This is a genomic window from Sphingobium limneticum, from assembly GCF_008710165.1.
Classification (GTDB): domain Bacteria; phylum Pseudomonadota; class Alphaproteobacteria; order Sphingomonadales; family Sphingomonadaceae; genus Sphingobium; species Sphingobium limneticum.
In genome coordinates this window covers 138,455-152,064 of record NZ_VYQA01000008.1, presented here as the reverse complement: position 1 = coordinate 152,064, position 13,610 = coordinate 138,455, and the positions used below count along the sequence as shown (strand labels likewise).

General features: G+C 66.0%; 10 protein-coding genes. 6 read left to right on the top strand and 4 right to left on the bottom strand.

Going from position 1 to position 13,610, the window contains the following annotated elements:
• Window positions 1–34 precede the first annotated feature (34 nt).
• From F4U95_RS12510 to F4U95_RS12495, 4 genes are all read left to right on the top strand, one after another.
• Window positions 35–3,394 (top strand): transglutaminase family protein, encoded by a 3,360-nt coding sequence (locus F4U95_RS12510; RefSeq protein ID WP_150425908.1) that lies wholly within the window; start codon window positions 35–37, stop codon window positions 3,392–3,394.
• Window positions 3,395–3,599: 205 nt separating this feature from the next.
• On the top strand, window positions 3,600–5,945 hold the full coding sequence (locus tag F4U95_RS12505; protein WP_425505058.1) for a circularly permuted type 2 ATP-grasp protein: 2,346 nt from the start codon (window positions 3,600–3,602) through the stop codon (window positions 5,943–5,945).
• On the top strand, window positions 5,942–6,838 hold the full coding sequence (locus F4U95_RS12500; protein ID WP_120251040.1) for a transglutaminase family protein: 897 nt from the start codon (window positions 5,942–5,944) through the stop codon (window positions 6,836–6,838). Before F4U95_RS12505 ends, F4U95_RS12500 begins: the two co-directional genes overlap by 4 nt.
• Entirely contained in the window at window positions 6,835–7,017 is a 183-nt protein-coding gene (locus F4U95_RS12495; RefSeq protein ID WP_120251041.1) for a hypothetical protein, read from the top strand. The genes F4U95_RS12500 and F4U95_RS12495 overlap by 4 nt, the downstream gene beginning before the upstream one ends.
• Here the strand turns inward: F4U95_RS12495 and F4U95_RS12490 are convergent.
• Both F4U95_RS12490 and F4U95_RS12485 read right to left on the bottom strand, forming a co-directional pair.
• Window positions 7,014–8,381: a cytochrome P450 gene (locus tag F4U95_RS12490; protein WP_150425906.1), complete on the bottom strand. Its 1,368-nt coding sequence runs from the start codon at window positions 8,379–8,381 to the stop codon at window positions 7,014–7,016. The two genes, F4U95_RS12495 and F4U95_RS12490, sit on opposite strands and share 4 nt — an antisense overlap.
• A complete protein-coding gene (locus F4U95_RS12485) occupies window positions 8,378–9,511 on the bottom strand; it encodes a hypothetical protein (protein WP_150425905.1) in 1,134 nt (377 codons plus the stop codon). Before F4U95_RS12485 ends, F4U95_RS12490 begins: the two co-directional genes overlap by 4 nt.
• On the opposite strand from F4U95_RS12485, the gene F4U95_RS12480 reads away from it, so the two are divergent.
• Window positions 9,413–9,826 (top strand): hypothetical protein, encoded by a 414-nt coding sequence (locus F4U95_RS12480; RefSeq protein WP_246171588.1) that lies wholly within the window; start codon window positions 9,413–9,415, stop codon window positions 9,824–9,826. The genes F4U95_RS12485 and F4U95_RS12480 overlap by 99 nt on opposite strands.
• Window positions 9,827–9,834: 8 nt before the next feature.
• Window positions 9,835–10,674: a 3-deoxy-8-phosphooctulonate synthase gene (gene kdsA / locus F4U95_RS12475; protein ID WP_172598787.1), complete on the top strand. Its 840-nt coding sequence runs from the start codon at window positions 9,835–9,837 to the stop codon at window positions 10,672–10,674.
• Window positions 10,675–10,950: 276 nt separating this feature from the next.
• Here the strand turns inward: kdsA and F4U95_RS12470 are convergent, their stop codons facing one another.
• Both F4U95_RS12470 and F4U95_RS12465 read right to left on the bottom strand, forming a co-directional pair.
• Window positions 10,951–12,216 (bottom strand): glutamate-5-semialdehyde dehydrogenase, encoded by a 1,266-nt coding sequence (locus F4U95_RS12470; RefSeq protein ID WP_150425903.1) that lies wholly within the window; start codon window positions 12,214–12,216, stop codon window positions 10,951–10,953.
• Window positions 12,217–12,447: 231 nt separating this feature from the next.
• Complete coding sequence (locus tag F4U95_RS12465; RefSeq protein ID WP_150425902.1) at window positions 12,448–13,548, bottom strand: helix-turn-helix transcriptional regulator; 1,101 nt, start codon at window positions 13,546–13,548, stop codon at window positions 12,448–12,450.
• Window positions 13,549–13,610: the final 62 nt, after the last annotated feature.

The following is a 13,610-nucleotide window of genomic DNA, read 5'->3' as shown; positions in this document are numbered from 1 at the left end:
TGCATTGCAACAAGGGCTGGCGTTTGATCGCGCCATGCTCAAGGCCGCCCTGCACCACCTCACCGCCTATCGTTACAACCGCCCGATCCGGCTGGGACCGCAGGTGGTTCGATTGCGCCCCGCGCCACATAGTCGGACGAAGGTGCCGAACTATGCGCTGAAGATCGAACCGGCGAACCACTTCCTCAATTGGCAGCAGGATCCACACGGCAACTGGCTGGCGCGGATCGTCTTCCCCGATCCGGTCGATCATTTCTCGATCGAGGTCGACCTGCTTGCCGACCTCGACATCATCAATCCGTTCGACTTCTTCGTGGAGCCCTATGCGGAGACTTATCCGTTCGCCTATGACGATCAGCTGAAGACCGACCTGGCCGCCTATTTCGATATCGAACCGCAGGGACCGAAGTTCGAAACGATGGTCGCCCAATATGACGGCTATCAAAGCCGGACGGTCGATTTCCTGGTCGAGGTCAATCGCCGCCTGCAACAACAGGTCGGCTATGTCATCCGCATGGAGGCCGGGGTCCAGACGCCGGAAGAGACGCTGGACGTCGGCACCGGCTCCTGCCGCGATTCGGCCTGGCTGCTGGTGCAATTGCTGCGCCGCCTCGGCTTTGCCGCACGCTTCGTGTCGGGCTATTCGATCCAGCTGGTCGCCGATGTCGAACCGATCGAGGGGCCGAAGGGCGTTACGCAGGACGTGGTCGATCTTCACGCCTGGGCGGAGGCCTATGTGCCCGGCGCCGGATGGGTGGCGCTGGACGCGACCAGCGGCATGTTCGCGGGCGAAGGGCATATTCCGCTCTGCGCCACGCCCCATTATCGCTCCGCAGCCCCCATCAGCGGCATGGCCGAACCGGCCGAAGTCGATTTCAATTTCGAAATGAGCGTCAGCCGCATCGCCGAGGCGGTGCGGATCACCAAGCCCTTCACCGACACACGGTGGGACGCCGTGATGGCGCTCGGCGCGCAGGTGGACGCAGATCTTGCCGCGCAGGATGTGCGCCTGACCACCGGCGGCGAACCGACTTTCGTGGCCGAGGATGGCGGCGATGCAGGCGAATGGAATGGTGACGCGGTCGGCCCGACCAAGGCCGCCTATGCCGACCGGCTGATCCGCAAGCTGCGGGCGGAATTCGCACCCGGCGGCCTGCTGCATCATGGGCAGGGCAAATGGTATCCGGGCGAAAGCCTGCCGCGCTGGGCCTATGCGGTCTATTGGCGCAAGGATGGCGTACCGCTGTGGCGCGACGAAAGCCTGATCGCGCCGGACGATGCGCCCGAAGGCGCGGCGACGGTGACGGCGGCGGATGCGCAGGCTTTTCTGGCGCATATGGCCGGCAATATGGGTTTTTCGGCGGACTATACCCATCCCGTCTATGAAGATCCGGCGGTGTGGGCGGTGAAGGAAGCCGACCTGCCGCTCAATGCCAGCCCCGAAGACCCCAAGATCAGCGATCCCGAAGCGCGCGCGCGCATGGTCAAGACGTTCGAACGCGGCCTCGACCAGCCGGTCGGCTATGTCCTGCCGGTGCAGCGCTGGCAGACACAGGCCACGACGCCCCGCTGGCAGAGCGAAATCTGGCAGTTGCGGCGCGGCAAGCTGTTCGCGGTGCCCGGCGATTCGGCGCTCGGTTATCGCCTGCCGCTCGGGTCGCTGCCCTATGTGCCGCCGTCCGACTTCCCCTACATCCATCCCCGCGACACCAGCGAACCGCGCGAGCCGCTTGCCGATTTCCGGGCACAGGTGGTCAGCCAAGCCAGCGTGGAGGAAGTCCGCGCCCAGCAATCGCAGCGCGTTGCCGGGCCGGATGGCGGCGTCGCCGCGCAGGATCGCGTCGAGCAGGTCTTTATCGAAGGCGCGGTCCGCACCGCTGTCACCGTCGAACCGCGCGGCCATTATCTGTCGGTCTTCCTGCCGCCGGTGCAGGCGCTGGAAGATTATCTGGAACTGATCGCAGAGGTGGAATCCGCCGCCGAAGCGCTGCGCATCCCCGTGCGTATCGAGGGCTATGCCCCGCCGCCGGACCCGCGCATCGACGTGCTGAAGGCCACGCCCGATCCCGGCGTGATCGAAGTGAATGTCCAGCCTGCCGCCAGCTGGGACGAGACGGTGGCGATCACCGAACGCCTCTATGCGCTCGCCCGCGAATGCCAGCTGACTGCCGATAAATTCATGGTCGACGGCCGATCGGTCGGCACCGGCGGTGGCAATCATATCGTGCTGGGCGGGGCGACGCTGAACGATTCCCCGTTCATCCGCCGGCCGGATCTGCTGAAAAGCTTCGTCCTCTACTGGCAGCGCCACCCGTCGCTATCCTACCTCTTCTCGGGCCTCTGCATCGGCCCGACGAGTCAGGCCCCGCGCATCGACGAGGCCCGGCATGACGGCTTGTACGAGCTGGAAATCGCGCTGGCGCAGGTGCCCAATCCCTTTGCGGGGAACGGCGATGCGCCGCCCCCATGGCTGGTCGATCGCCTGTTCCGCAATCTGCTGGTCGATGTGACCGGCAACACCCACCGCACCGAAATCTGCATCGACAAGATGTTCTCGCCCGACGGCCCGACCGGGCGCCTGGGCCTGCTGGAATTTCGCGGTTTCGAAATGCCGCCCGAAGCGCGGATGAGCCTGGCCCAGCAATTGCTGATTCGCGCGCTGGCGGCTTGGTTCTGGCGTCAGCCGCAACAGGGTAGTCTGGTGCGCTGGGGCACGACGCTGCATGATCGTTTCATGCTGCCACATTTCGTCTGGGCCGATTTCCTGGAGGTGCTGGGCGATCTTCGAGGCGCTGGCTATGATTTCGACCCCAACTGGTTCGAAGCGCAACGCCAGTTCCGTTTCCCGATCCATGGCGCGGTCGATGCGGGCGGCGTGGGCCTCGAAATCACCCATGCGCTTGAACCCTGGAACGTGATGGGCGAAACCGGGGCGATCGGCGGCACGGTACGCTATGTCGACTCATCGACCGAACGGTTGCAGGTCCGCGCCACCGGCCTCGTCGCCGGGCGGCACATCATCGCCTGCAACGGTCGGCAGGTGCCGATGACGGCGACGTCGGTGCCGGGCGAGGGCGTGGGCGGCGTGCGCTACAAGGCATGGGCGCCGGCCAACTGCCTGCATCCCAATCTGCCGACCAATGCGCCGCTCACCTTCGACGTGCTGGACAGCTGGAGTGGCCGGTCGCTGGGCGGCTGCGTCTATCATGTCGCGCATCCGGGCGGACGCAACTACGACACGTTGCCGGTCAACGGCTATGAGGCCGAAGCGCGTCGCAAGGCGCGCTTCCAGGATTATGGCCACACGCCGGGTCAGGTCGACATGCCCGCTGCCGAGCCGGCCGCCGAATTCCCGATGACGCTCGACCTGCGTTTCCGGCATCACGGGCTGTAGGATGATTTCGCCCTTTCCCCTTCACCCTTATCGGTGCATGCGGCCCCCTCCCCTCTGCCGTCGCGCGAGGGAAGGGGTCCGCGCCGCATAGCGGCGTGGCAAGGACAAGGGCGATCCTGTGGGCATCGATGTTCAACTAGGCTGGGCGGACGCCTATCTGGCGCAGGCCCCGGTGGGCGACCTGTTTGCGGGCGCATCGCCAACCATGGCCATGCGCTGGCGCGCCATGCTGGACCAGCTGTCCACCCAGGCGCAGGCCGATCCCGCCATTTTGGCCGATCATGTCGCACGGCAGGCGATCGACCTTGGCATGGCCTTCCGCCACACCGGGGACGAGGAAGAGCGGTCCTGGCCGCTCGGCCCGGTGCCGCTGCTGGTCGATGCGGCGGAATGGGCGCATATCGAACGCGGGCTGATTCAGCGCGCCGACCTGCTGGAGCGGGTCGTCAGCGACATCTACTCCACCCAATCGCTGGTGCGCGACGGCAAGCTGCCCGCCAGCATCGTCACCGGCAGCCCCCATTATTGGCGGGTGATGACCGGCACGCCGCCACCGCGCGGCCATCATCTCCATTTCTACGCCGCCGATATCGGCCGGGGTCCGACCGGCGAATGGCGTGTGCTGGCCGATCGGGTGCGCACGCCCGTGGGCGTGGGCTATGCGCTGGAAAACCGGCTCGCTCTGTCGCGCGCGACCGGCGACTTGCTGGGCACGATGAATACCCGTCGGCTTGCGCCCTTCTTTGACGAATTGCGCCGGGGCCTGGCCGCCGATTGCGAGCGCACCGATCCACGTATCGGCCTGCTGACGCCGGGCCGCTTCAACCAGAGCTATGCCGAGCAGGCCCATCTTGCCCGCTATCTCGGCCTGTTGCTGGTAGAAGGCGACGACCTGATCGTGTCGGATGGCCGCCTGTTCGTACGCACCATTCAGGGGTTGAAGCGCATCGACGGCCTGTGGCGCTGGATGGACAGCCGCTTCCTCGATCCGCTGGCGTTCGACGGCCAATCGCGCATCGGCGTGCCCGACCTGTACGATGCCTGCGCGCGTGGCGGCCTGATGGTCAGCAATTGGCCGGGGGCGGGCGTGATCGAATCGCGCGCCTTCGCCGCCTTCCTGCCGCAGCTGGCGCAGGCGATGCTGGGCACCGACCTGATCCTGCCCAACATCGCGACCTGGTGGTGCGGCCAGCCGCGCGAGTGCGATCATGTCCGGGCACGGATCGGCGATCTGGTAGTCGGCTCCGCTTTCCTGGCGGACGCCCCTTTCACGCCCGGCGCCACGCTCGACCGGGATCAGCGCGCCGCTCTGTTCGACGCCATGGCCCGCCGACCGATGGATTATGTCGGGCAGGAAGTGGTGAAACTCTCCACCACGCCCGCGGTCATCGACGGGCAACTGATCCCCCTGCCCTTCACCCTGCGCATCTTCGTGGCGCGCGATGCCACCGGCCGCTGGCGGGTGATGCCCGGCGGTTTCGCCCGGCTGGCGGGCCATGGCGACATTCGCGCCGCGCTGATGGGCCAAGGCGACATGTCCGCCGACCTGTGCGTGGTCGACAGCAGCCCGGTCCCCCCCGACAGCCTGCTGGGCGGCGCACCCGCCATCCGCCGGATCGGCGGCATGCTGCCGGCCAAGGCGGCGGACAATCTCTATTGGCTGGGCCGCTATATCGAGCGGACGGAAATGACGTTGCGCCTGATCCGCGCCATCGTCGGCGGCTCGATCGAGGCCGATCTTGGCCCTTCGCTTGCATCCCCCACCATGGCGCGGCTGGTCGATCAGCTGGCGCTGTGGGGCGCCGTGCCCGGCCGGGGTGGCGCGGTCGGCTCGCTTTGTGCCACGGCGCTGGGCGATGCGCGCCAGTCGGGCAGCGTCCGCGCACTGATGGCGACGGTCGCCAATATCGGCGAAGGTCTGCGCGATCGCCTGTCCAGCGACGTCTGGCGCCTCGTTCGCCTGCCCCTGCCCGGCTTCGACCCCGCCGTCACCGAAACCCTGCTCGACGCCTCCTCCCGCATGATCGAGCGGATGTCGGCGCTGTCGGGACTCGCAGCGGAAAATATGGGCCGGACGGAGGGCTGGCGCTTTCACGATATGGGCCGCCGCATGGAGCGGGCGGTCAATGGCTGTCGCCTCATCGCCCTGTTCGGTGGGGATAATGCCTCGGCCGACGACCTGATGCTGTTGCTCGACCTGATGGACAGCCAGATCAGCTATCGCACCCGTTATCTGACCGGCCCGGCCCTGCCGCCGGTGCGCGATCTGGTCGCGCTGGAGCCGCATAATCCGCGAGCCATCGCCTGGCAGGCATTGCGGCTGGCCGACCATGTCGCCGCGCTCCCCACCCTGCGCGCCGACGGTATGCCGGAAGAACCCCGGCGGCTGGCCGATGCACTGGCCGCCCGGCTTGCCCCGCTGACCGGCGACACGTTGACGATGGCCGACATCGCCGATGTGGAAAACCGCCTGCTGCGCCTGTCCGAAGCGATCGGCCAGCGCTACTTCCTGCAACTGCACAAGACGCAGGATGCGGACATATTGTCATGATCTACCATGTCCGCCACCGCACCATATTGCGCTATGCTAGCCCGATGCGGCTCGCCCGCTTCAACCTGCGGCTGCGGCCCGCGCCATGGATGGGGCAGTGGACGTCCGACTATGCGCTGCGCGTCGATCCTGCCCCTTCCATCATCGAATCGCGCCCCGCCGCCTGGCCCGTCCATGTCGCCCGGCTGGTGATAGAAAGCCCCATCCGCCAATTGACGATCGAAAGCAGCTTTCGCGCGGGCGTTCAGCATGGCGCGCCGATCGTGCCCGATGCCGGCGACCCGACCGTCGCCACGGTCGCGCAGGCGGCGCTGCGCGATCGCGACATGGGGCCGTCCGCCCCCGCCCATTATCTCTTCGCCTCACCCCGCGCGCCGTTGCTGGCGGCGATCGGCGCGTGGGTGGGCGACACGCTGGCGCCGGACCGGCCGATCGTTGCAGCGGCGCTCGATCTGGCGCTGCGCATCAAGGCGGAGTTCGCCTATCAGCCCGGCGCCACCACGGCCGCCACCCCGGTCGCCGATGCCTTTGCCGCGCGTCATGGCGTGTGTCAGGATTTCGCCCATGTCATGGTGGTGGCGCTGCGCCTTGCCGGCCTGCCCGCCGCCTATGTCAGCGGCTATCTGCGCACCCTGCCGCCGCCGGGCATGCCGCGCCTCGTCGGCGCGGACGCCATGCATGCCTGGGCGATGCTGTGGTGCGGGCCGACGCGAGGCTGGATCGGCTTCGATCCGACCAATGGCGTCATTACCGGCGACGATCATCTGTTCGTCGCCATGGGCCGCGACTATGCCGACGTCGCACCGATGGACGGCCTGTTCGTCGGCGGCGCGGGACAAAGCCTGTCAGTGATGGTCGATGTCGCGCCGGAAGACGAAAAGGAACCTGCATGACCGCCATCATCATCGTTTTGGTCGGCCTCTATTGCCTGGCGCGCGGCGTGATGGATTTGCGCGCGAAGCGCTGGGTCTGGGGCGCGCTGGGCCTCATCAGCGGCATGGCGGTCATGGCCGCGCCGGTTCCAACGCAAGTGCAAGTCACCCTGCCTGCGCCCAATGACGCCCCGCGCTAAACCCGCTCGAACATCAAAGGCATGCCCGTCCTCGGGCGAATGGTCAGGCGGCTGATCGGCTCGGGCTTGAACCCCACCGGCACCGTCAACCGATAGCGGCGGATGACCGAGGCGATAACCGTCATCACCTCCTGCTGCGCAAAGCCCGCGCCGACGCACACGCGCGGCCCCCGGCCGAAGGGGAACCAGGCCTGTTTCGCCATGTCGGCATTGGCCGGATCGTCGAACCGGTCGGGATCGAAACTATGGGGGCAGGCCCAATTATCCTTGTTCCGCTGCGTCAGCCACGGGGCGACGACCAGCATCGCGCCCGCCTCCAGCTGCTTGTCGCGCATCGGCATCGGGCAGGTGACTTCGCGCGGCAGGAAGGAGACGGGCGGATAGAGGCGCAGCGTTTCCTTGAAGATATTGCGGACCTGCCCCATCTCTTTCAGCATCGCGCCGGTCAGTGTCTCGCCACCCGCCAGGCCCGCCACTTCGGCACGAACGCGGTCCTGAATATGGGCGCATTCGGCCAGCATATAGAGCGCCCAGGTCATGGTGCTGGCAGACGTCTCATGCCCCGCCAGGAAGATCGTCGATACCTGCTCCATCACCTGATCGCAGGTGAAATGCACACCGGTTTCGGGATGCTTCACCTCGATCAGCGACTGGAGAATATCGCGCTGCTGCGCCTCTCCCCGCGCATGAAAAGCTTCGTAACGCGCCTCGACGATCGGACGGAATACGTCATGGATGGCCCGCGCAGGCGTCTTCGACCGCTTCTCGAACCAGCCGGCAGGAACACCATAAAGGCGCAGCATCGACGCGCTGTGGGCCAGCCGCTGGAATTTGCCGAAGGCGGTGTGGATAATGTTCGACCGCTGCTCATCCAGCGTCTGGCTGAATAAGGTGCGGAAGATGATGTCGGCCGCCACATGGGTCATCATCGGGTCGATATCGACCGGCCTGTTCCGGTCCGCCGCATCCAGTCGCGCCAGCAGATCGTCCGCCGCCGCGACCATCAGCGGCATGGAGCGCCCGAGCGCGGTATGGGCGAAGGCCGGGTTCACCATCGCTCGCTGGCTTTCCCAATCCGCCCCATTGGCGGAAAAGACCGAATTGCCGATCAGCGGGTCGAGGTTGCGGACCAGTTCGCTATGCTTGGGATAGGCGGTGCCGCCCTTCAATATCTGGTCGACCAGGCTCAGTTCGTTGGCGATATACATGGTGCGGCTGGGCAGGCGGATCTCGCCCATCTTCATCGTATAGCTTTTGTCGAAGAGCACATGGATCCAGCTGTGCCAACCGCTGAGGAAGCGCTTGAGCAGACCGCGCTTCGTCTTGGGCGGCTGGGGATAAGGCGGCGTAAAAAGATCGGTCACGGGATCGTCCTGAAGGCGGCGACGGCGTCGTCCACGGGGCTGCGGCCTGCGGTCAGGCTGATGAAGTCGAGCGGGGACAGGCGGTCGCCCACGCGCAGATAGTCGAAATGCGCCTCATATTTGTTGGACCAGCCGCCATGATAATTTTCCGGCTCATAAAAGAGGTGGAAGCGCGGCGATAGCATGTCGACCCGCGCGGCATATTGATCCGCGACAAGCTGAAACGGATTGACGTTGTAATAAGCGGCACCGTCCGGCGGGGAGCTGATGTCGACATAGCGGAAGCGTTTGTCGGCCAGCGCGCGCAGATCGTCATGATACCAGGCCGCGTCGCGGCGCAGGGCGATGACGGGGACCACCTGCCCCATGCCGACCATCACGAAATGGTCCGGCAGCGGCCCGCCGCGCAACGCGATCAGGCGGCGCATCACGCGCATGCCCAAAATCGTGCCGGCGCTGTGGGTCACGAACTGCACCTCGTCCCAATCGCCATCCAGCTCCTGCGCGATCCGCGCGGCAAACTGGTCGAGCCGCTCATCCAGCGCATCGCCCGGTCCCTGTTCCGCCAGCGCGCCATGATAGGTCATGAACCGCAGCAGCCAGGGCACGACCAGCTTGGCGAGGATACGACCCGACAGAAAGGCGCTGATCGCGATGCCGATGATCGCCCCGGCCCAGAATGGCAGCAGCAGCGACAGGAGCAGCGCAGGCACCAGCGCCAGCAACAGCGGGATCAATATCGCCAGCACCGGCGGGTAGAGGATGGTGATGACCGGCCCCTTGCGCAGTCGGCGCATACGCAGGAAATCCATCTGGCGAAGATGGCCGGCATAGGCGCGCGCGCCGCGCAAGGCGAGGCTGAGCGGATTGCGAATCCACACCTTCCCCACCAGATCCTCCCAGCGGCAATATTCATAGTCGGTTTCTACGCCGGCCTGCGGGTTGCTCACGGTCCAGCGCGCCGAGACGATCGACCCGGCCGCGCCCGTCTGCCGACCGCCCACATCCAGCGGTTCGCCGGTCAACGCGGCATGGCGCGCCGCCTGCTCGCGATAGAGCTGGTGGTAGAAACGCACGCCGCGAGGATCGAAACCGCCGAGGTAGAAGACTTTACGCTTGAACTTTTCCAACAGCATCGCCCTAATCGCGGCATGAACATGCCCGAACGCGACTACTGCTATTTCATCGACCACCGCAAATACAACCGCAATGTCGGCTGTCGGAAACATGATAATATGTACGGCATCAACGGCGGCGGCAGCGAGCGCGACCGGTGGCGGGCCGACATGATCTTTTACCGCCATATGAAGGGCAATGGCGATCCGATGGCGCTGCCATCGCTGATCGCCTGCCTGGCGTTCGGCTGGTTCTGCTGGAACTATCATCCCGGCAAGGGGCTGTGGCGCGGTCAGCTGTTGCGCCGCTTCGCCAAAGCGCCCAAATGAGCGCCCTTATGAGCAACAGCATCACCCAGCCCAAGCATGTCACCGTCGGCCCGATCAGCTTCGGCAACGACCTGCCCTTCGTTCTGATCTCCGGCCCCTGCCAGATCGAAAGCCGCGACCATGCGCTGTTCATGGCCGATGCGCTGGCGAAGGCGGCGGGCAAGGCCGGCGTGCCCTTCATCTTCAAGAGCAGCTTCGACAAGGCCAATCGCACGTCGGTATCGGGCCGGCGCGGGGTCGGCATAGACGCGGGACTGGCGATCCTGGCGGAGGTGAAGGCGGCGCTGGGCTGCCCGGTCCTGACCGACATCCATGGCCCCGAGCAGGTGGTCGCGGCGGCGCAGGCCGTCGATATCCTCCAGATCCCCGCCTTTCTGTGCCGCCAGACCGACCTGCTGATCGCGGCGGGCCAGACCGGCGCGGTCATCAACGTCAAGAAGGGGCAGTTCCTTGCCCCCTGGGACATGGCAGCGGTGGCGCAGAAGGTCGCCTCCACCGGTAACGAGCGCATATTGCTGACCGAGCGTGGCGCGAGTTTTGGCTACAACACATTGGTCAGCGACATGCGGGCACTGCCGACGATGGCAGAAACAGGCTATCCGGTGGTGTTCGACGCCACTCATTCGGTGCAGCAGCCCGGCGGCCTGGGTTCGGCATCGGGCGGCCAGCGCGAATTCGCGCCGCTGCTGGCGCGCAGCGCGGTGGCGGCCGGGGTCGCGGCAATCTTCGCCGAAGCGCATGAAGACCCGGACAATGCCCCGTCCGACGGCCCGGTCATGCTGCCGCTCGACTGGGTCGGCCCGATGCTGGAAAAGCTGGTCGCGATCGACGGGGTGGTGAAGGGGTAAGAACGGAAACTGTCGATCTAAATATCGTTCCCCGGCGCAGGCCGGGGTCCAGATCCACGGCTGCCAACTGGACCCCGGCCTACGCCGGGGAACGTGATTGCGATGAACCAAACTGACCGATCGACCGCCGGAACTTCCCTACCGCCCCCACGCTTAACTTCGCACTTTTCCCGCAGATCGTGAAATTTCGTTGCGCGGGCCTGTTCCTATCGGAAAGTCACGCTCGCGAACGACCGGCCGGATCATCGCACGATCCGACCAGATAGGACAGCAATGTCAGGGTCGCGTCTGCCCCCGGCCGCGCACGATCCATTTATAGGTGGTCAACCCTTCCAGCGCCACCGGCCCGCGCGCATGCAGCCGGCCAGTCGAAATGCCGATTTCCGCGCCCAGCCCGAATTCGCCGCCATCGGCAAACTGGGTGGAGGCATTCCACATCACGATCGCGCTGTCGACGGCGTTCAGGAAGCGCTCCGCCGTCGCCGCGTCTTCGGTGATGATCGCATCGGTATGATGGCTGGCATGGGCAGCGATATGGGCGATCGCATCGTCCACGCCATCGACCAGCCGGATCGAGACTATGGCGTCGAGATATTCCGTATCCCAATCCTCGTCGCTTGCCGCCGCGACACGCGAATCCATCGCCTGCACCGCAGCGTCGCCGCGCACTTCGCATTGCGCGTCGAGCAAAGCCGCGATCAGCGCCGGTGCCTCGCCATAGGCCCGGTCGATCAGCACCGTTTCGGTAGATCCGCACACGCCGGTGCGGCGCATCTTGGCATTGACGACCAGCGCCTGCGCCATTGCGGGATCGGCCGCGCCATCGACATAGCTGTGGTTGATGCCGTCCAGATGGGCGAGCACGGGCACCCGCGCTTCTTCCTGCACGCGCGCGACCAGGCTCTTGCCGCCGCGCGGCACGATCAGGTCGACAAATTCCGACGCCTTGAGCAAAGCACCAACCGCCGCACGGTCGGTGGTGGGGACCAGTTGCACCACTTCGGCCGGCAGGCCGGCGGCGACGATCCCCTCAACGATGGCGGCGTGAATGGCTCGGTTGCTTTCCTTCGCCTCGCTGCCGCCACGGAGGATCACGGCATTGCCCGCACGCAGGCACAAAGCGGCGGCGTCCGCCGTCACATTGGGCCGGCTTTCATAGATGATGCCGATCACGCCCAGCGGTACGCGCACGCGGCTCAGCTCCAGGCCATTGGGGCGCACAGACATATCGATCACGCTGCCCAGCGGATTGGCGAGCGCGGCGACCTGCGCCACCCCATCGGCGGTGGCGGCGATGCGATCCTCGTTCAGCTTCAGCCGATCGAGCAGAGCCGACGACAGGCCGTTCGCGGTCGCATTGTCCATGTCGCGCGCATTGGCCGCGATGATGGCTGGCGCCTGGTCCCGCAGCGCCTGGGCGGCGCGGCGCAGCGCATCCGCCTTTTGCGCGTCGCTCGCCTGCGCGATCACGGCGGCGGCATGGCGGGCACGCGCGCCCATCGTCGCGATCAGCATTTCGGGGGTCTGGGTCAGGTCGTTCATGGACACTCTCGGCCGGATTTGGCCGCGCCTTAGCATGAAAGCGCGCCGTAACGAAAGGCAGGGCCACCATCGCCGGAACCATGAAGGATGAGAGTGCCGACGGCCGGATCATGGGTCGCATATGACCCGGCCGTCGGCGGGCAGGCTCAGCCTGCCTCCCCCTTCCGTGTAGCGATTCGGTATGGCGGCCACATACCCCAACCGGGGTAAGACCGCAGGAAACGCAAAAAATTAATGGCTGATCAGGCCGACGATCCGCACCAGCTGCGATTCGCGATTGCAGCCGGTCTTGTCGTAGATGCTGCGCAGTTGCACCTTGAGCGTCTCGACCGACACGCCGCGCGCCGCCGCAATGTCCTGCCGCGACTGGCCCGCCGCCAGGCGGATGGAAATATCCGCCTCCGCCGGGGTCAGGCGGAAAGTACGGGTCAGCAATTGCACATGCCGCTCGGTCGGCTGCCCCACCCGCGCGACGACGATCGCGCGCGGTGCGAAGGGCAGCGCCCAGGGGCGCGCAGGCAGCGGATGAAATTCCAGCATGATCGCAACGCCGCCGGCATCGTCCGCCAGCGCGACCGGATCGGCTGTACGGACTGGCGGTTCGATGACGCTGCGCATCGCCCGCAATATGGCGCGGGTTTCGTCCGCGCGGTTGCTGGCCAGCCAGCCGTCGCTGATATTGATGCGGCTGGAGGACAAGAGCGCCTCCGCACGCGCCGTCATGCCGCCCACCTGACCGGTCGCGTCGAGCAGCCAGCAGGCCCGATCCATCGATTCGAACGTGCCAGACAGCAGCGCGAAGCCCTGTGCCTCTATCGCCTGCTGCAACAGGACGGCCGAACGGGCGTGGCCGGAAATCTGGCTGAACAGGTTCCGTTGGTCCTGGGTGGTCCGCCCATCCTTGCCATTACGCAGCAATGCCAGGCCGACCATCTGGTCCGCATTGCCGACTAGCCGGGTCTGGCAACCATCGAAAATGTCGAAGTCCGAACACAGGTCCAGATAATCGTCCGATCGCAACGTCGGGCGGGCCATGTCATAATGCGCTTCATGCACCACGACCGGGCGGTCGGGCAGGCGATCGGCGGCAACGCGGAAATTGAGGTCGGGCTTGGCCTGGTCGATCGCCGCGCCGCGCGACACGATGCTGGTGTCGATATCGCTGATCCAGTTGAAGCCCCAGGCGCCGGGCCCGAAGCCGATCAACTGGCCATGGCCGGACCCGGTAGCCCGCGCCATCGCCGCAATGGCCGGCTCCCATTTTTCCGGCTCCAGCGCGGCGGACAGAAACATGTCTGCCCACCCATCATCATCCTTGGCGCGAGTCGCCATAGAATTCCCCCCAAATGCCCCGATTTCGCGTTAGCCAAAGCGCAAGCGAAGTCAAATGAGCA